At 67.8% G+C, this 17,525-nt stretch carries 16 protein-coding genes; 12 read left to right on the plus strand and 4 right to left on the minus strand.

All coding sequences use genetic code 11. The annotated features are described in order from the left end of the window. The first annotated feature begins 467 nt into the window (after window positions 1-467). Both MRS60_RS20260 and pal read left to right on the plus strand, forming a co-directional pair. The gene (locus MRS60_RS20260; RefSeq protein ID WP_243566530.1) at window positions 468-1,679 is read left to right on the plus strand and encodes a porin; all 1,212 of its coding nucleotides are present in this window, start codon (window positions 468-470) and stop codon (window positions 1,677-1,679) included. A gap of 407 nt (window positions 1,680-2,086) precedes the next feature. Then, window positions 2,087-2,578 carry a peptidoglycan-associated lipoprotein Pal gene (pal, locus tag MRS60_RS20265; protein ID WP_175747753.1) on the plus strand — a complete coding sequence of 164 codons (492 nt, stop codon included), beginning with the start codon at window positions 2,087-2,089 and terminating at the stop codon, window positions 2,576-2,578. 148 nt (window positions 2,579-2,726) lie between these two features. Here the strand turns inward: pal and MRS60_RS20270 are convergent, their stop codons facing one another. After that, the gene (locus MRS60_RS20270; protein ID WP_034180137.1) at window positions 2,727-3,200 is read right to left on the minus strand and encodes a hypothetical protein; all 474 of its coding nucleotides are present in this window, start codon (window positions 3,198-3,200) and stop codon (window positions 2,727-2,729) included. Between the two features lie 203 nt (window positions 3,201-3,403). Between MRS60_RS20270 and MRS60_RS20275 the strand changes: the two genes are divergently transcribed. Then, a complete protein-coding gene (locus MRS60_RS20275; protein ID WP_165948151.1) occupies window positions 3,404-3,580 on the plus strand; it encodes a hypothetical protein in 177 nt (58 codons plus the stop codon). A 95-nt stretch (window positions 3,581-3,675) separates the two neighbouring features. Here the strand turns inward: MRS60_RS20275 and MRS60_RS20280 are convergent, their stop codons facing one another. From MRS60_RS20280 to MRS60_RS20290, 3 genes are read right to left on the minus strand one after another with little or no spacing between them, the layout of a single operon-like run. Further along, window positions 3,676-4,935 carry a cytochrome c gene (locus MRS60_RS20280; protein WP_243566531.1) on the minus strand — a complete coding sequence of 420 codons (1,260 nt, stop codon included), beginning with the start codon at window positions 4,933-4,935 and terminating at the stop codon, window positions 3,676-3,678. Then, window positions 4,932-5,618, minus strand: a complete 687-nt coding sequence (locus MRS60_RS20285) for a (2Fe-2S)-binding protein (protein ID WP_175747747.1) — start codon at window positions 5,616-5,618, stop codon at window positions 4,932-4,934. The genes MRS60_RS20280 and MRS60_RS20285 overlap by 4 nt, the downstream gene beginning before the upstream one ends. Further along, on the minus strand, window positions 5,615-8,494 hold the full coding sequence (locus tag MRS60_RS20290; RefSeq protein WP_243566532.1) for a xanthine dehydrogenase family protein molybdopterin-binding subunit: 2,880 nt from the start codon (window positions 8,492-8,494) through the stop codon (window positions 5,615-5,617). The genes MRS60_RS20285 and MRS60_RS20290 overlap by 4 nt, the downstream gene beginning before the upstream one ends. Before the next feature lie 511 nt (window positions 8,495-9,005). Here MRS60_RS20290 and MRS60_RS20295 point away from each other — a divergent pair. From MRS60_RS20295 to MRS60_RS20335, 9 genes are all read left to right on the plus strand, one after another. Then, entirely contained in the window at window positions 9,006-10,556 is a 1,551-nt protein-coding gene (locus MRS60_RS20295) for a sensor domain-containing diguanylate cyclase (RefSeq protein WP_034180141.1), read from the plus strand. Window positions 10,557-10,813: 257 nt separating this feature from the next. After that, the gene (locus MRS60_RS20300; protein WP_243566858.1) at window positions 10,814-11,086 is read left to right on the plus strand and encodes a hypothetical protein; all 273 of its coding nucleotides are present in this window, start codon (window positions 10,814-10,816) and stop codon (window positions 11,084-11,086) included. A 265-nt stretch (window positions 11,087-11,351) separates the two neighbouring features. Beyond that, entirely contained in the window at window positions 11,352-12,386 is a 1,035-nt protein-coding gene (locus tag MRS60_RS20305) for a succinylglutamate desuccinylase/aspartoacylase family protein (RefSeq protein WP_175747743.1), read from the plus strand. Between the two features lie 108 nt (window positions 12,387-12,494). Then, complete coding sequence (locus MRS60_RS20310) at window positions 12,495-12,791, plus strand: type II toxin-antitoxin system MqsR family toxin (protein ID WP_034180144.1); 297 nt, start codon at window positions 12,495-12,497, stop codon at window positions 12,789-12,791. Between the two features lie 2 nt (window positions 12,792-12,793). After that, complete coding sequence (locus tag MRS60_RS20315) at window positions 12,794-13,195, plus strand: type II toxin-antitoxin system MqsA family antitoxin (protein ID WP_034180145.1); 402 nt, start codon at window positions 12,794-12,796, stop codon at window positions 13,193-13,195. A gap of 308 nt (window positions 13,196-13,503) precedes the next feature. Next, window positions 13,504-14,064, plus strand: coding sequence for a GNAT family N-acetyltransferase (locus MRS60_RS20320; protein ID WP_243566533.1), 561 nt, complete (start codon window positions 13,504-13,506; stop codon window positions 14,062-14,064). A 53-nt stretch (window positions 14,065-14,117) separates the two neighbouring features. Next, complete coding sequence (locus MRS60_RS20325; RefSeq protein WP_131948954.1) at window positions 14,118-15,059, plus strand: ABC transporter substrate-binding protein; 942 nt, start codon at window positions 14,118-14,120, stop codon at window positions 15,057-15,059. A gap of 53 nt (window positions 15,060-15,112) precedes the next feature. Further along, window positions 15,113-16,162, plus strand: a complete 1,050-nt coding sequence (locus MRS60_RS20330; protein ID WP_243566534.1) for an LLM class flavin-dependent oxidoreductase — start codon at window positions 15,113-15,115, stop codon at window positions 16,160-16,162. A gap of 7 nt (window positions 16,163-16,169) precedes the next feature. Next, window positions 16,170-17,522, plus strand: coding sequence for an LLM class flavin-dependent oxidoreductase (locus tag MRS60_RS20335; RefSeq protein WP_243566535.1), 1,353 nt, complete (start codon window positions 16,170-16,172; stop codon window positions 17,520-17,522). Window positions 17,523-17,525: the final 3 nt, after the last annotated feature.

Genomic DNA, 17,525 nt, shown 5'->3' on the forward strand with positions numbered 1-17,525 from the left:
CGGGCAAGCGGCAGGCCGCCACGCGCAATGGTCCATTGTGCCGAACCGACAACGCGCAAAAAGTCGCGAATTACGTAGTCGCCGGCCCGGTTACGCCGGCACCGGGAAACGTGCGCTACGAATGTGGCGCGGGCAACGGCCGTTGCTTGCCGATACCGGATCGGCGCAGCACGAACGGTAAATTTTTCCGTTGCCTCCGGCCGTGTCGTCCAGCCAATACTCATTGGCCTGGCGAAAGCCGCGGCGGCCGCACTGAAACCGAAACGCGCCGCCGACGCCGCGACGCACTTCCTCCTGCACCACACGCGCCCCGCTCCCGACTGAATCCCCGACGCCGACGCGCCGCGATTCCGCTCGATTTCGCAGAGGACCTTTCCTGTGCAACGCCTTAATCGACCGTCGCACAATCTCCAATAATGGCCGCTCGATCCGCCGGCCACCGTGCCGGGCAAACGATAAAAACTCCTATGCATTCCTACCAGATGAACAAGCATGCCGGCGCGCGCGTCGCGGGGACCGTGATCGCCGCATGCGTGACCAGCTTCGCGCCGGCCATCGTGCACGCACAGAGCAGCGTGACGCTGTACGGCCTGATCGACACGTCGATCACCTACTCGACCAACCAGCGCACGCAGGGCGCCGGCTCGCCCGGCAGCGGCAGCGTCGCGATGACGAGCGGCGCACTGAACGCGTCGCGCTGGGGGCTGCGCGGCCGCGAGGATCTCGGCGGCGGCATGGCCGCGGTCTTCACGCTAGAAAACGGCTTCTCGGGCACCACCGGCAAGCTGTCGCAGAAAGGCGTCGACATGTTCGGCCGCCAGGCATGGGTCGGCGTGAGCTCGAAGACGGCCGGCACGCTGACGTTCGGCCGCCAGTACGACCTGATCCTCGACTTCGTGACGCCGCTCGGCGCGTCCGGCCCCGGCTGGGGCGGCAACCTCGCGGTCCATCCGTACGACAACGACGATTCGAACCGCAACCTTCGCATCAACAACGCGGTGAAATACACGAGCCCGACGTACCGCGGGCTGACGTTCGGCGCGATGTTCGGCTTCTCGAACACGGCCGGCCAGTTCTCCAACAACGCGGCATGGAGCGCGGGGCTGTCGTATGCGAACGGGCCGCTGAAGCTCGGCGCCGGCTACCTGAAGATCAGCCGCGACCGCAATTCGCCGAACCCGGACGGTGCGCTGAGCACGGTCGACGGGTCGGCGACGATCACGGGCGGCAACCAGCAGATCTGGGCCGCGGCCGGCCGTTATGCGTTCGGGCCGCATTCGGTCGGCGCCGCGTGGTCGCACTCGACCACCGACGGCGTGACGGGCGTGCTCCAGGGCAGCAATATCGCGCCGCTGAAAGGCGAATCGCTCGTGTTCGACAACTTCACGGTCGACGGGCGCTTCTTCGTCACGCGCGCGTTGAGCCTCGCCGCCGCGTACACGTACACGATGGGCCGCTTCGACACGCGCACGGGCCAGACGCGCCCGAAATGGAACCAGGTCGTCGCGCAGGCCGACTATGCGCTGTCGAAGCGCACGGATGCGTATCTCGAAGGCGTGTACCAGAGCGTGAGCGGCGGCAATGGCAATCCCGCGTTCAACGCGACCGTCTGGACGCTGACGCCTTCGGCGAACAGCAACCAGGTCGTCGTCGCGCTGGGGCTGCGGCACAAGTTCTGACGACGGCGCTTCGCCGCTGCACTGCCCGGTCGATTGCGTACGGCACGCGTTTCGAGCCCCGCTCGATCGTGGTGACCGGTGCAGAAAGGGCCGCGCCCGTGCGCGGCCTTTTTGCTGCGGCATCGCGTACCGCGTGGCGCCGGCGGGAGCAAGAATGCGTCCCCGACTGTCGCGTCCGCGCAAAAAATGCGGAGAAACTGGTCGCGTTGTGACATTTTTCCTACTCTGTTTGCAGCGACGCCGTGATTCGGTGTTCCGGTCGCAACACTCTTTCATATGGCGCACCACCGGCTGACAGACATGCATCGCGTCGACGGAGCCGGACCTTTCGCGCCGTTGCAGCCGGATACGTACGTGCCGATGGCACGCACCACGCTTTCAACGCAGTCAACCGCTGGAGACGAACGATGAGCAAAACGAACCGATTTGCGGTCCTGGCCGCCGTCGCACTGCTGGCCGGTTGCCACCACGCGGCGAAAACACCCGAGAATGCCGGCATGGCGCCGACGCCCTCGAGCGAAGCCGTCGCAACGGTGACGGCCGACGATCTCGACAATCCGAACAGCCCGCTCGCGAAACGCAGCATCTATTTCGATTTCGACGCGTATTCCGTGAAGCCTGAATTCCAGTCGCTGCTGCAGGCGCACGCCGACTACCTGCGCGGCCATCCGGCCCGGCGCGTGCTGATCCAGGGCAACACCGACGAACGCGGGACGTCCGAATACAACCTCGCGCTCGGCCAGCGCCGCTCGCAAGCCGTGTTGAGCGCGCTGGAAACGCTCGGCGTGCCGGGCACGCAACTCGAGGCCGTCAGCCTCGGCAAGGAAAAGCCGGTCGCGCTCGGCCACGACGAGGATTCGTGGGCGCAGAACCGCCGCGCCGATCTCGTCTATCGTTGACCGGACGCCGCCGCGGCGGCATCCGCGTAAAGGAAAACGTGGGAAAGCGTGGCAGGCCGCCGGCCGCGGACGCGGCCGAGCGGTGCCGTTCGGCTCGCCGGGCTCATGCGCGTCACCGGTCACGCACACGATACGCGGCGCGTCGCGCTCAACGCCGGCGTTCGAGCCGCCGATGCAGCCAGTGCGACATCACGGCCGACGTGACGAACGAATCGAGTATGGCGATCATGTTGATGCCGCCGATTTCATCGTCGTTCAGCAGGCGGCTCTGTAGCAGCACATAACAGATCATCGAGCAGGTGCCCACGACGATCCCCAGCAATACGAACCAGCGCCGCCGGATCCGCGTGCCGATCGCGCCCATGATGCCGCCCGCGACCGTCGCCGGCAGGAAATAGCCGAACAGGAACGACGCGAAGAAGATCATCGGCACCATGCCGGCGCTGACTTTCAGCACGTCCCATGACGGGCCGTCGATCAACGTCCACGCGATCAGCATCACGCCCGGCCAGACGAGCGCCGCGACCAGCGGGCCGCCGACGGCAAATGACAGGCAGCCGAGCACGATGGGCCGGGACGGACGCGACGGTTCACGCGGCGGGCTCTCGAGAGTTGCATTCATGGTTTTTGTATTCGGAATCGGAATGGCGGCGTGCCGGAGTGTACCAAGGCACCGCGCAGCGGATCCGATCCGGCACCATCGCGCGCGACGATACGCAAAAAGCATGGAATAAACGGCCCGCCCGAGACGTTTCGTCATCGCGCAGACGCGCGGTTCACGCGAACCGGCCTGTCCTGCGGACTGCGCGCTGCAAGGAGATTGCAATGAAATCGACAACGTTGGCCGCGGCGTTGATCGCGGCGCTGATGCTTTTGCTGTCGGCGGGATGTACGCAGCCGGGCAGCGGCACTTCGCAAGGACCGGGCATGAGCCGGTACGGCGGCGGCGGCTCGGGAGGCAGCGGTGGCGGAGGCGGTGGTGGAGGTGGCGGCGGCTACTGAAGAACCGCCTCGAAAAGTCGGACGATGCATCGCACGCGAGGACCGGAAACCGGCCGCATCGCGCGCGACGCCCCGCCCTGCGGCGTGACCCGGACTTAACGCATCGCCTTCACGTCGGCCGGCGTGACGCTCGCGGGCTGACCGCCCCACGTCGCGCGCAGGTAGTTCGCGAGCTGGGCGAGTTCGTCATCGCTCAGCGTGCGCGCGAAACCCGGCATCGGCTGCAGGTTTTCGAAGCCGGCAAATTTCTGCTCGTCGATGCCGTCGAGCATCGCGACCAGCAGGTTGCGCGGATCGCCCTGGCGCACCGTCGAGTTGCCGTTCATCGGCACTGCAACGTGCGGCTTGCCTTCGCCGTTGAAGCCGTGACAGCCCGCGCACACCGCGAGATACACCGAGCGGCCGGCCGCGAGCTGCGCGGCGTCGGCCGACACCGGCTTCACCGGCTGCGGCGCGGGCGGCGTATCGCCGAGCAGGTACACGGACAGCGCGCGCAGATCATCCTTCGTCAGGTATTGCGTACTCAGGTGCACGACCGGATACATCTCGCCGAACGCCGAGCCTTGCGGCGCGATGCCGACGCCGAAGAACGCCTGCAGGTCGGTACCCGTCCAGCCGCGCGCGGCGAGGCCGGCCGGCGTGATGTCCGGCGCGGCCACGCGGCCGAGCGCGGCGCCCGCGAACGGCTTCGCGCCGTCGAGCTGGCCCGTGAACGTGCGCGGCGTGTGGCATTCCGCGCAGTGGCCGAGCGCGCCCGCGAGATAACGGCCGCGCTGCCAGTCGGCGGATTGCCCGGCCGACGCGTCCGGCAGGCTGTCCTTCAGGAACAACAGATCCCACACGGCCATGCCGAAGCGCAGGTTGTACGGGAACTTCAGCTCGTGCGCGCGGTTCTCCTGCGCGACCGGCCTGACCGTCATCAGGTACGCGTACATCGCGTCGGTATCGGCACGCGTGATCTGCCGGTACGACGTGTACGGCATCGACGGATACAGCCGCTTGGACGGCGCCTTGCCGTCGTGCAGCGCGGCGTAGAAGTCGTCCGCGCTCCAGCTGCCGATCCCGTGATCCTTGTCGGGCGTAATGTTCGAGCCATAGAACGTGCCGTACGGCGAATCGAGCTTCGCGCCGCCGGCGAACGGCGCGCCGTCCTTCGCGGTGTGGCACGCCGCGCAGTCGGCGGCCTTGACGAGATAACGGCCGCGCGCGACCGGGTCGGCACCGGGCGCGCCGGTAGCCGCGTTCGAGGCCGGCGCGTCATGGCCGCCGCAGGCGGCGAGCAGCAGCGCGCAGGCCGCCGCGAGCGCGGGCAGGCCCGCGGCCCGCGCGACACGATGGGCGAATGTGCGTTTCATGCGGCGTCCTTCACGAGTCCCGGCGTCGTCAGCACCACGTCCTTCACGGCTTCGTAGTAGCGGACGTAGCCCGTGCAGCGGCAGATGTGCGCGTCGAGCGCGTCGGTGATCGTGCGTTCGACGTCGGCCTTCGCGACCGGCTCGCGCTTCAGGCGCTCGATCAGCACGGTTGCCGCGTTGACGAAGCCCGGCGTGCAGTAGCCGCACTGGAAGCTGAAGTGCTCGAGGAACTTCTGCTGGATCGGCGACAGCTCGACCACTTCGCCCGCGTCGTTGCGCTTCGCGTGGCCTTCGATCGTGCGGATCGAGCGGCCGTGGAAGAAGTGCGCGCCGGTAATGCAGGTGCGCATTTCCTCGCTCGTGCCGTCCGGCTTGTCGACGATCACGACGCATGCGTGGCAGATGCCCTGCCCGCAACCGAGCCGCGAACCGGTGAGGCCCGCGTACTCGTGCAGGAACTCGATCATCATCAGCCCTTCGGGCACCTGCATCGGGCCGACGGACTTGCCGTTGATGTTGACCGACAGCGGCTTCTGCTGGAACCGGACGAGCGGACGCTCGACGGCAGCCGGAGCTGCGGCCGGCGCGGATGCCGGCACGGCCGAAGCCGCGCTCGGCGCGGACGCGCCGGTCGCAGCCGCGCTGGCGCTCGCGGCCGAAGCCGCGGTTTGGGCGGTCGTCATGCGAGCACCTCCTGAATCTTTTGCGGGGTCACCGGCAGGTCGGTGAAACGATGGCCGATCGCGTGCGCGATGCCGTTCACGATCGCGCCGACGACGGGGATCATCACCACTTCGGCGACGCCCTTCGGCGGATCGGTCTCGGACAGCGGCGGCAGGATGTCGCCCGTCTGCGACCACACGGCGACGTCGGATGCGCGCGGCAACGGGTAGCGGTTGAAGTTCCACGTGCCGTTGCCGGGGCCGTCCTCATAGAGCGGCAGGTATTCATGCAGCGCATGGCCGATGCCCATCGCGAGGCCGCCCTGCAACTGGCCCGACACGAGCTGCGGCGAAATCTGGTTGCCGCATTCCATGATCGAGTGGTGCGTGAGCAGTTCGACCTTGCCGGTCGCTTCGTGCACGGCCAGCTCGACGAGCGTGCCGACGGCCGTGTAGTACGTGACGGCCGCGTTGTTGCGGCTCGTCGGCGGGATGAACACGCGCTTGCGGTCCAGCACGCGGTAGCCGTTCGCGGTCGGCGGCAGCGTGCCGCGCATCGCGGTCGCGCCGGCCGGCGCGGCGGTGCCCGGCACCGGGCCGCTGCCTTCGCCCGTCTTCGGCGCACCGACGCGCAGCGACAGCCCGTCGATCGGCAAACGTTCGACCGTGCCGCCCACTTCGAACTCGGCGTCGGTCCATTGCCAGCGGTTGAACACGTGCACGACGGCGCCGGTCGGCAGGCCGAGCGCATGCGCCTGCTTCGCGAGCTGTTCGAACGTCAGCGGCTCGAGGCCGTCGGCGGTCAGCTTGCCGTCGACCCAGCGCGCGTCCTCGATGCGGATCGTGTACGGCGCGGCCTGGCCGCCGCCGAGGCCGCGCGTCCAGATCGACATCGCGGCCGGCCACAGCCCGTAGCGGAACACCGCGCGCGCGGCTTCGCGCGTGCTGTGCGTGAAGTAGTACGCCGAATTCGTCGCGCTCGACGGCGACGCGTAGTTCGGCGACCAGCGCGGGTTCGCGCTCAGCCGATCCTGATCGGCCTGCGACATGATGTACGGATCGCCGCTCGTCTCGACCGGCAGGTCCGGCCACTCGGTCACTGCAACGCGCACGTCGGTCGCCGGACGGCCGAGCCATTTCGCGACCGCGACGGCCTGCGACGTCGACATGCCCGTGCCGATCTCGGCAGCCGTGTGCTGCAGCGACACTTTGCCGTGCTCGTCGAACTCGACCTTCGCGAACGATGCTTCCGCGCCCGTGCCGAAATCCTTCTGCACGCACGCGAAGCCGACGCCGTAGCGCTTGCCCGGGTTCGCGGCCTCGAATTCCGCCTTGCGCGCGGCGCGGCGCGTCCACAGCGGATGCTGCTTCGCGCGCTCCAGCACTTCGTCGACGCGCAGCGCGCCGGCCGGAATCGCACCCTGCGTGTTCTTCATCCCCGAACGCAGCGCGTTGCGCAGCCGGAAATCGATCGGGTCGAGGTTCAGTTGCGCGGCGATCTCGTCGACCGCCATCTCGGTCGCGGCCATGCTCTGCAGCGTGCCGTAGCCGCGCGCGGAACCGGCGTCGATCGCGCGCGACGCGATCGCCACGGCCGCGAGGTCGCTCTTCGGGAAGTAGTAGATCGATTGCGCGGCCGTCGCGCCGACCATCGCCACCGACGGCGAGAAGTTCGAGCGCCCGCCGCCGTTCGCCTCGAAGTCGCCCTTGAACGACTGCAGCAGGCCGGTGTTGCGGTCGACCGCGATCCGGTAGTGCATCCTGAACGCGTGACGCTTCAGCGACGTCTGGAACTGCTCGTAGCGATCGTTCGCGAAACGCACCGGGCGGCCGTCCGCGTACAGCGCGCAGACGAGCCCGTAGAACGGCACGTTGAAGTGATCCTTCGAACCGTAGCCGACCGTGTAGCACGGATGCACGAACAGCTTCTTCACCGGGAAGCGGGTTTTCGCGACCATCGCGGCCGCGCTCTCGGCCACTTCGAGCGGCGACTGCGTCGGCACGACGAGGTGCAGCGACTGCGTCGCGGCGTCGTACCAGCAGTTCGCGTTGTCGGGTTCGAGCGCGGCCGTATCGACCGACTGCGTGTTGTACTCGCGATCGAACACGAGCCAGTCGGCCGTCGGATGGTCGAGCTCGGCGGCGATCTGCGCGGCGAGGAACATGCCCTGCTCGTCGAGCTTGCCGTGCTCCTTGCCGTCCGGCCATACCGGCAGGTGCTTGCGCATCATGCTCGGGAAGATCGGCGCATCCTTCAGGCTCGAATAGACGTCGTCGTCGTAGGCTGTCTTGCCGCCCACGCGCACATACCGGAAGGTGCCCCACGGATCGCGCTCGAGCGGGCCCGTGACCGCGCCGTAGCGGATCACGTCGTCGCGGAACTTGAGCGCGTTCTTCGCGAAGCGGAAGCGCGCGAAGTCGTGATAGATGAGGATCGCGACCGCATGGCCGAGATACGCGGGCGTCTTGCCGGCCGGCAACAGCATGTCGTCGCCGTAGAACGCCGGGAACGCAACGCCGTCGCGCGCCAGATCGTCGGCCGTGACCACGCGGTCCGGTTTCAGGTCGTCGCCGAGCAGCGACAGGTCGAAGCCTTCGTAGGTGCGGTCGGCCTGCGTGACACGCAGGATCAGCGCATGCGACTGCTGCTGCGGCCAGTGCGGCATGTCGGCCGCGCGGACGTCGCGGGCGAACACTTTCGAGCCCGTGACCTTCGCGATGCCGTCGATGCGGAATTGGGGGATGCCGGTGACGCTATCCCATTTGACGGGGGTGAGGAGTTTTTCTTCGAAGAGCGCCGCGAATGCGCGGCTGCCCAGCGGCGCGACATACACTGCGACGCCCGCCAGCACGCTGGCTTTCAGAAAACCCCGCCGTGACAGGCCGTGGTTTTTCATGTGGGGGGAACCTCCTGATGCGGCTCGATCGGCGATCGGGTGTCGCGGCGTTCGGAGCGGCGCGCATTCTGGCATTGTTTTTGATATATCGCCTATAGTATTTCCCGCATGAAATACTTATTGGATTTCTTATAACGGGATTCGGCCGAGGTGCGGCGCGTGGTCGCGGGGTGCGTTTGCATGCCGCGCATCGGCTTCGGCCAGCATCGATACCGGCCGGCAGGCAAGCTCGCCACGCATCGCGGCCGGTCTCCGGCCGACCGCCGGATATCGTTTCGTCGGCAACGATGCCGCCTCCGTGCCGTCGAATGCGCAGGGCTTTCGCACGCGTGGCTTGCGACTGGCCGCCGCCGCGGTGTCCGGTGCCGGCGATGTGCTCCTGCCATGCGCCAGGACGCTCCGCGCCGCGCATGTTTCATGGTAATGTCGCGCGTATCCGGCTTGCCGGTGCCTCCGCCACGTGCCGTGCGGGCGCCGCCAGCCATCGCGACTCGTGTCGAGGTCAAAAACCATGGCAGTCAGGGCATCCATCCTGAACTCCGTTCTCGCCACACCCTCCTCCGGCAACCACCATGTCACGGCGGCGTTGCGCCCGTCGATGCTGGTCACGCTGTTCGAAGATATTCGCCCGATGGCGATGTCCGGGCTCGCGAGCGGCTTCGTCGCGGTCGTCGCGCTGATCCGGCTGCAGCAGCTCTGGTGCCTCGCGTGGCTGATCATCGACGTCGGCCTGCTCGCCGCCCGGCTCGCGATCGCGCGTGCCTACACGGTGCGCCGCGACGCCGGCGACGATCGTGCCGAATACTGGGCGAGGCGCTATGCGCCCGTGTCGCTCGCCGCATGCTTCGTGCTCGGCCTCGGCGTGATGGGTTGCGTGGACGCCGTCGACGTCGAGCTCGGCACGTTGTCGGTGATGGTCGCGGGCGGCGTGTTCGGCGGGATCGCATCGCGCAATTCGGCGCTGCCGCGGCTCGCGATGACACAGGTCACGCTCGGCGTGCTGCCGATCGCCCTCGGCGCGATGCTGGCGGACCGGCCGGGCGCGTGGCTGCTGCTGCCGCCGCTCGCGATCTATCTCGCGGCCATGCGCACGGTCGTCCAGCGCCATTACCGCGTGCTCGTCGCGCTGATCGCCGCGCGCCAGCGCAACGCCGAACTCGTCGCGCACTTCGACGCCGCACTCACCTATATGCCGCACGGCCTGTGCATGATCGACAGCGAGACCCGCGTGATCGTCGCGAACCGCCGCACCGCGCAGCTGTTCGGCTCGCCGCGCGAGATCATGCTCGATACGCCGCTGGCCGACGTCGTCGCGGCGCTCGGCACGAACGCCATGTGCGATCCCGGCGGCGCCGGTCTCGCCGCGCAGTGCGACGTCTGGCTGACCCGCGACGAACCGGAGCCGTTCGACATCGCGCTCGCCGACGGCCGCCAGCTCGAACTGACGCGCCACCGCGTGCCGGACGGCAACGCAGTAGTCATCGTCGAGGACGTCACCACGCGCCGCCAGACCGAGCAGCACATCCGGCATCTCGCGCGGCACGACGCGTTGACGGGTTTGCCGAACCGCCACGAACTGCATGCCCAGCTCAAGCGGATGCTTTCGCACCGGCCGCACATGCCGGGCCCGTCGCTCGCCGTCATGTATCTCGACCTCGACGGCTTCAAGGCGATCAACGACCGCTTCGGCCATCAGGCCGGCGACGAGGTGCTGACGCAGGTCGCCGAGCGGCTCGGCAAGACCCTGCCGCCCGGCGAGCTTGCGGCGCGCATCGGCGGCGACGAATTCGTCGTCGCGATCGACGACACGACGATGCACGCGTGCTCGCTCCTCGCCGCGCGCATCATCCGGCAGATCTCAGCACCGTATACGCTGTCGATCGGCAAGATAGTCAGCCTCGGGATCAGCATCGGCATCGCGCTCGACGACGGGCACGGCTCCCCCGACGAACTGATCCGCCAGGCCGACAGCGCGCTGTACGACGCGAAATCGGCCGGCAAGGGCATCTACCGCTTCTATTCGAACGGCAGCCGCCGCGTGGCGCCGGCCACCGCGAGCTGACCTGACGGCACGCGCGGCCCGTTCATCGTCGTTTCCGCTACCGGCCGCATCCTCCCGGCGATTCAATCTCGAAACACTTTGCGTGGTCGCACGTCGCGCCGCGCGCTCGCGTGTCACGTGACGTGTTCCGTAACATCGCCGCTCGCCACCCGTTACGTTGACCGCAGAAGCCTGCACGATCGATGCAGCGGACGCCATTTCGTGGTTGGCATTCTTATTGCTCCTTGATGGGGAAAGAACATTTCAGGGAGCCCAACATGAATACCGTCGAAGTCCTCGCCAGAACCGAAACGATCGACGAACAAACCGTGATCGACGGCGCGTCCCTGATCCGGCGGCTCGTTTTCGAGCGCCGCCCGCCCGCCCGTGAAGCCGCGTGCGTCGACAATCCGCCGCTGACGCTGTACGGCGCGTTTCGCCAGGGCGTCACCGATTACGGCGCGCGGCGCGCGAATCCGTATCGCGCCGGCAGCCGTTTCTGGGCATTGTGGGAAGAAGGACGTCTCGAAGCTGAAACATCGAGCCGCTGAGCCGGCCGCGCGCGCCGGCCCTGCTGCGGCAAGGGGTCGGCGCGAAATTTGACGCACGAATGCGGCCGGGCCACGCGGCCGCATGCGTTCACCGATGCAACATCGCGCGCGGTTTCGCGTATCGGCAGGCCGGCTCGCCCATGCGCATCCATGCGCATCCGCTCGCATGCCGGTTGACGGCAGTCGGCGTTGTGCGCTCCCCGCGCGCCGCGTGGCGGTCGTTTCCCGATAAGATGGCAGATTCCGTTCATCGAACGATGCCGCCATGACCGCCCCTTCCTCACAGCGAAACCCCATCCACTGCGAAATCGATCTCGATGCGCAAGGCAAGCACGCGGGCTACCTGCGGCTGCCGCATTCCGTGCACCGCTCGGCGTACGGCTGGCTGCCGATCCCGATCGCGTCGATCCGCAACGGCGACGGCCCGGTCGCGCTCGTGATGGCCGGCAACCACGGCGACGAATACGAAGGCCAGATCATCGTGTCGCAGCTGATGCGCGAGATCGAACCCGAGATGGTCAGCGGGCAGCTGATCCTGCTGCCGATGGCGAATTTCCCCGCGGCAGACGCGGGCCTGCGCGTGTCGCCGCTCGACGAAGGCAACCTGAACCGCAGTTTCCCCGGCGATCCGACCGGCACGCCGACGCAGATGATCGCCCACTACATCGAGCACGCGCTGCTGTCGCGTGCGCAGTATCTGGTCGACCTGCATTCGGGCGGCAGTTCGCTGCTGTACCAGGGCGGCAACATGCTCGCGATCGATCCGCTCGACGCGGACGAAGCCGCGAAGCTCAACGGGCTGCTGGTCGCGTTCGGCTTGCCGAATGCACTGCTGCACGCGCCGAACCCCGTGCATTCGGCATCGGCCGCGCGCCGCCAAGGCGCGATCTCGATCGTGACCGAACTGGGCGGCGCGGGCATGGCCGATCCGTCGCTGATCCGGCTCGGCCGCCACGGGCTGCTGCACTACCTCGGTTATATCGGCCTGCTGCGCGGCGCGCTCGTGCCCGACGCGCCGCCGACCGTCACGCGCTTCTTGCGCGTCGACGGCGACCGCCACTTCGTCTATGCATACGAGCGCGGGCTGTACGAGCCGCTCGTCGAACTCGGCGACCAGGTGAAGGCAGGGCAGCCGGCCGCGTGGGTGCATTTCCCCGATACGCCGCTGCGCGAACCGATGCTGCACCGGTTCAACGGCGACGGCGAAGTGGTGTGCAAGCGCGTGCCCGCGCAGGTGCGGCGCGGCGATTGCCTGTTTCAACTGGCGGAGTTGTCGGCTGCGCCGAGCGTTGGCCATTAGGCCAGTTCCGGATTCATCCCCTTTCCGTGCAGTCTGTCATTCATGGCGGACGGCACACGTGCGTCATTAACCAACTTGACAAATTAACCCTTTTGGTTATGATCGCAAATGGAAAAGAATTCGGCTCATTGCAAGCTGTCCCGGATCAAAACTCTCATCGAGAACGGCAAGGTGCGTTTGACCGCGAGCGCGGTATTCGGCGCCCGGCAACTCGGTTTTACGGAACGGGAGGCAGTCGGTGTCGTCATGTCGCTGACAGCCGCCGATTTCTACAAGAGCATGACGACGTATGCCGACCATACGATCTGGCAAGACGTCTATCAACGTCGCACAGTCCATGGCGACGTGTACCTGAAACTGACAGTGATCGACGACGTGCTGATCGTGTCTTTCAAGGAGCGGTGAAAATGAAGTGCCCTGCCTGCGGTGCCGCCAAGCTGGTCCGCGATACACGAGATATCCCCTATACGTACAAGGGTCGATCGACGGTCGTCCGCGATATCACCGGTGATTTCTGCCCGGCCTGCGGAGAGTCGGTCCTCGACCTCGACGAGGCGACCCGTCTCGGCGACGCGATCACCGAGTTCAACAAACAGGTGAACTCGACCATCGTCGACCCGAAGTACATTGCGAAGGTACGCAAGAAGCTGATGCTGGACCAGCGCGAGGCGGCCGAGATATTCGGTGGCGGTGTCAACGCGTTCTCCCGCTACGAAACCGGCAAGACGAACCCGCCGCTCGCCCTTGTGAAACTGTTCAAGATACTGGATCGCCATCCGGATCTGCTTGCCGAAGTGCGGGCCGCATAGGTTCGCGCCATTCGGCATTGCGCATGCGTGAAGCACGAGCTTCAACGCATGCGCTTTCCACCCCCACCCCACTCCCGCTGCAAGCCTTCTGACGCCTGCCGCGAAATCCTTATCGAAATTGCTTCGTTCGCCTTTGCCGGCCGCGCCGCTAACGTGTTCGAAACGGCGGCGGCCCGCCACATGCATCGCAGGATGCACACCGGCCGCCGTCATCACGACAACCGCGCCGCGATAACGGAACAGACCGGACGGGCCGCGTGCCCGAGCCCCGAAAGGAACGTCCGCATCGCGCGCCCTTCGCGATGCCCATGGCCACGAACGACCGCCTCATCGACACGACGCCGCTCGACGTCCGCGCGCAGCCGCTGATCGACGCACTGATCGACGAGTATTCGACCCGTTACAACGCGTACCGCCCCGACAGCCGCGCATCCGCGCGCGACGAACTCGCACGCTACCCGGCCGAACTGTTCGCGCCGCCCGAGGGCGCCTTCGTGCTGCTGCTGCGCGACGGCGAAACGATCGGCGGCGGCGCGTTCAAGCGCTACGACGCGCAGACCGCCGAGCTCAAACGCATCTGGACACGTACGGACCTGCGCCGTCAGGGCCTCGCGCGGCTCATCGTCGAAGCGCTCGAGTTGCGCGCCGCGCAGCAGGGCTATCGACGCCTCTACCTGACCACCGGTTTTCGCCAGCCCGAAGCCTGGGCGCTGTACGACCGCACCGGCTATACGCGGCTGTTCGATTCGTCGATCGACCCGGAAGCGTATTTCCACCTGCGGTTCGCCAAGGATCTCGCCGATCCGTCGCGCACGTCGACGCTCGCCGACCTGTGGGCGCCGTTGCCCGAGCCGGCGCTGCCGCGCTGAGCCCACCGCTCCACCCGACTCCGCTCCCTACGACACGACAACAGGACGTTTTCATGCAACGAGCCGTACCGCATGCTTCCCGCGCCATCCGCACGCTGGCCGCCGCGCTGATCGGCCTGACCGCATTCACCGCGGCCGCCGCGACGTTCGACCTGAGCCCCGAGCAGCGCGGCCGCCCGCGCGGCGTGGCCGATGCGGCCGTCGAACGCGCGGTGCCCGCGTCGTTCAAGTTCGCCGAGCCCGGCACGCTGACGATCGGCATCGCGCCGAGCCTGCCGCCGATCAGCTCGTATGCGACCGACGCGCGCACGGTGGTCGGCTTCGACGCCGACGTCGGCCAGCTCGTGTCCGACAGCCTCGGCCGCAAGCTGAAGATCGTCGCGCTCGCGTGGGCCGACTGGCCGCTCGCGCTCGAATCGGGGAAAGTCGATGCGGTGATCTCGAACGTGACCGTCACCGAGGAGCGCAAGCAGAAATTCGATTTCTCGTCGTACCGCCACGATCTGGTCGGCTTCTACGTGCGCAACGACAGCAAGATCCAGGCGATCCGCGAGCCGAAGGACGTCGCGGGGCTGCGCGTCGTGACCGACGCCGGCACCAATCAGGAAAAGATCCTGCTCGCGTGGGACCGCGAAAACGTCGCGCACGGGCTGAAACCCGTGCAGATCCAGTACTACGACGACCAGGCGATGCGCATCGTCGCCGTGCAGTCGGGCCGCGCCGATGCCGTGTTCAGCGTGAACTCGGTGCTCGCGTACCAGAGCGCGCAGCAAGGCAAGACGCGGCTCGTCGGCGCGATCAGCGGCGGCTGGCCGCGCACGGCCGACATCGCGATCGCGACGCGCCGCGGCAGCGGGCTCGCCGAGCCGCTGACCGTCGCGCTGAACGGGCTGATCAAGAACCGCCGCTACCAGCAGGTGCTCGACCGCTGGAACCTCGCGTCCGAAGCGATCGACCAGTCGCGCACGAATCCGCCGGGGCTGCCGAAGAGCTGAGCGCCGCACGCGCCCACCGTCCATCCACGCCATACGCAGGAACGCCGCTCACCATGTCTTATTCGCTTTCGTTGCTGGACAAGAGTCCGATCGCCGACGGCGCGAGCGCCGCCGACGCGCTGCGCTTCACCACGACGCTTGCGCAGCGCGCCGAACAGCTCGGCTACGAGCGCTTCTGGGTCGCCGAGCATCACGGCACGCCGGGTTTCGCGAGTTCCGCGCCGGAGATCGTCGTCGCGCACCTGCTCGCGCACACGTCGCGCATCCGCGTCGGCTCGGGCGGCGTGATGCTGCAGCACTACAGCCCGTTCAAGGTCGCCGAAGCGTTCAAGGTGCTGGCCGCGCTCGCGCCGGGCCGCGTCGATCTCGGCATCGGCAAGGCGCCCGGCGGGCTGCCGCTCACCACGCGCGCGCTGCAGTGGTTCCACGACAAGGCGAAGAAGCCCGACTTCGCGGGCCAGCTCGCGGAGCTCGACGCGTTTCTCGGCTGGGGCGTCGCCGAAGATCATCCGCTCGCCGGCGCGGTCGCGATGCCGGTACCGCCGCAGCCGCCCGAACGCATCCTGCTCGGCGGCTCGCCGGACAGCGGCGCGCTCGCCGCGCGCCACGGCTGGCGCTTCTGCTACGCGGGGCATTTCAACGGCGACGACGCAAATCTCGAACGCTCGCTCGACGCGTACCGCGGCGCGGGCGGCACGCGGCCGCTCGTTGCGCTGTACGCGGTGGCCGCGCCGACGCGCGACGAGGCCGAGCAGCTGATCGGACCGCTGAAGATCTTCAAGCTGCAGTTCGCGGGCGGGCAGAGTTTCAACCTGGCGAGCGCACAGGCGGCCGCCGAATTCGCGCGGCAAAGCGGCGCGTCCGACTACCGGATCGACGAGCTGCGCCCGACCGTGCTGGCCGATACGCCCGAGCGCGTGCACCGCGCGCTCGATGCGCTGAGCCGGCGGCTCGACGTCGATGCGTTCGTGATCGATTCGCCGGTGACCGACTACGCGGCGCGGCTCGCGTCGGTCGAATGGCTCGGCGGCGCGCTGTCGGCCACGCCGTTGCAAGCGGCCCTCGCGGCCGACCGCTCCCTCTCTCCTGACCAGAACGCGTGACGCTCCCATGACGACCCGACGATCGATCCCCTTCGGCCTGATGCTGCAAGGCGCAGGCAGCCACATGAACGCATGGCGGCACCCGAGCAACCCGCCGGACGCGAGCATCAACCTCGACTTCGCGATCGGCATCGCGCGCAAGGCGGAAGCCGCCGGCATCGCGTTCGCGTTCGTCGCGGACGGCCTCTACATCAACGAGAAGTCGATCCCGCATTTCCTGAACCGCTTCGAGCCGCTGACCGTGCTGTCGGCGCTCGCGGTCGCGACGAAGAAGATCGGGCTCGCGGGAACCATCTCGACGTCGTACAGCGAGCCGTTCACGGTCGCGCGCCAGCTCGCGTCGCTCGACGCGATCAGCGGCGGCCGCGCCGGCTGGAACGTCGTGACGACACCGCTCGAAGGCACCGCGAAGAATTTCGGCAAGGCGCATCCCGATCACGAACTGCGCTACGAGATCGCCGACGAATACCTCGACGTCGTGCAGGGCCTGTGGGACAGCTGGGACGACGACGCGTTCGTGCGCGACCGCGCGACCGGCCGCTTCTTCGATCGCGACAAGCTGCACACGCTCGATCACCACGGCCGCTTCTTCCAGGTCGCGGGCCCGCTCAACATCCAGCGCTCGCCGCAGGGGCAGCCGGTGATCTTCCAGGCCGGCTCGTCCGACACCGGCATCGGGCTCGCGGGAAAGTACGCGGACGCGGTGTTCACGCATTCGCCGTCGCTCGACGAAACAGCCGCGTTCACGCAGCGCGTGAAGCAGAGCGCGGTCGAGCACGGACGGCAAGCCGGCGACGTGAAGATCTTCCCCGGCGTCGGGCCGATCGTCGGCCGCACGGCCGCCGAGGCCGAAGACAAATACCAGGCGATCCGCGACCTGCTGACGATCGACGAAGCGCTCGCATATCTCGGCCGCTATTTCGATCACCACGATTTCACGCAATACGCACTCGACGCGCCGTTCCCGGAACTCGGCGACCTCGGCCGCAACAGCTTCCGCTCGACTACCGACCGGATCAAGGCCGACGCGAAGAGCAAAGGCCTGTCGCTGCGCGAGACGGCGCTCGCGGTCGCGACGCCGCGCCCGAACTTCATCGGCACGGCCGAGCATGTCGCCGACGAGCTGATCCGCTGGCACGACGCGGGCGCCGGCGACGGCTTCATCCTCGGCTTTCCGGTGCAGGCGCAAGGCGTCGACGATTTCGTCGAACTCGTGATTCCGGTGCTCGAGGCGCGCGGCCGCTACAGCCGCGACCTGCCCGGCGCGACGCTGCGCGACCACCTCGGCCTGCCGCGCAAGGCGAGCCGCCACGCGGCACCCGGCGCCGCGCAGGAAACGGCGGCCGAAGCGCACGCCTGAGCC

The sequence above is a fragment of the Burkholderia pyrrocinia genome, from assembly GCF_022809715.1.
Lineage (GTDB): Bacteria > Pseudomonadota > Gammaproteobacteria > Burkholderiales > Burkholderiaceae > Burkholderia > Burkholderia pyrrocinia_C.

What these genes read in the sequence shown, in the direction of transcription:
- MRS60_RS20260 (WP_243566530.1), top strand. Translation starts at nt 468, where the DNA reads ATGCATTCCTACCAGATGAACAAGCATGCCGGCGCGCGCGTCGCGGGG.
- pal (WP_175747753.1), top strand. Translation starts at nt 2,087, where the DNA reads ATGAGCAAAACGAACCGATTTGCGGTCCTGGCCGCCGTCGCACTGCTG.
- MRS60_RS20270 (WP_034180137.1), bottom strand. Translation starts at nt 3,200, where the DNA reads ATGAATGCAACTCTCGAGAGCCCGCCGCGTGAACCGTCGCGTCCGTCC.
- MRS60_RS20275 (WP_165948151.1), top strand. Translation starts at nt 3,404, where the DNA reads ATGAAATCGACAACGTTGGCCGCGGCGTTGATCGCGGCGCTGATGCTT.
- MRS60_RS20280 (WP_243566531.1), bottom strand. Translation starts at nt 4,935, where the DNA reads ATGAAACGCACATTCGCCCATCGTGTCGCGCGGGCCGCGGGCCTGCCC.
- MRS60_RS20285 (WP_175747747.1), bottom strand. Translation starts at nt 5,618, where the DNA reads ATGACGACCGCCCAAACCGCGGCTTCGGCCGCGAGCGCCAGCGCGGCT.
- MRS60_RS20290 (WP_243566532.1), bottom strand. Translation starts at nt 8,494, where the DNA reads ATGAAAAACCACGGCCTGTCACGGCGGGGTTTTCTGAAAGCCAGCGTG.
- MRS60_RS20295 (WP_034180141.1), top strand. Translation starts at nt 9,006, where the DNA reads ATGGCAGTCAGGGCATCCATCCTGAACTCCGTTCTCGCCACACCCTCC.
- MRS60_RS20300 (WP_243566858.1), top strand. Translation starts at nt 10,814, where the DNA reads ATGAATACCGTCGAAGTCCTCGCCAGAACCGAAACGATCGACGAACAA.
- MRS60_RS20305 (WP_175747743.1), top strand. Translation starts at nt 11,352, where the DNA reads ATGACCGCCCCTTCCTCACAGCGAAACCCCATCCACTGCGAAATCGAT.
- MRS60_RS20310 (WP_034180144.1), top strand. Translation starts at nt 12,495, where the DNA reads ATGGAAAAGAATTCGGCTCATTGCAAGCTGTCCCGGATCAAAACTCTC.
- MRS60_RS20315 (WP_034180145.1), top strand. Translation starts at nt 12,794, where the DNA reads ATGAAGTGCCCTGCCTGCGGTGCCGCCAAGCTGGTCCGCGATACACGA.
- MRS60_RS20320 (WP_243566533.1), top strand. Translation starts at nt 13,504, where the DNA reads ATGGCCACGAACGACCGCCTCATCGACACGACGCCGCTCGACGTCCGC.
- MRS60_RS20325 (WP_131948954.1), top strand. Translation starts at nt 14,118, where the DNA reads ATGCAACGAGCCGTACCGCATGCTTCCCGCGCCATCCGCACGCTGGCC.
- MRS60_RS20330 (WP_243566534.1), top strand. Translation starts at nt 15,113, where the DNA reads ATGTCTTATTCGCTTTCGTTGCTGGACAAGAGTCCGATCGCCGACGGC.
- MRS60_RS20335 (WP_243566535.1), top strand. Translation starts at nt 16,170, where the DNA reads ATGACGACCCGACGATCGATCCCCTTCGGCCTGATGCTGCAAGGCGCA.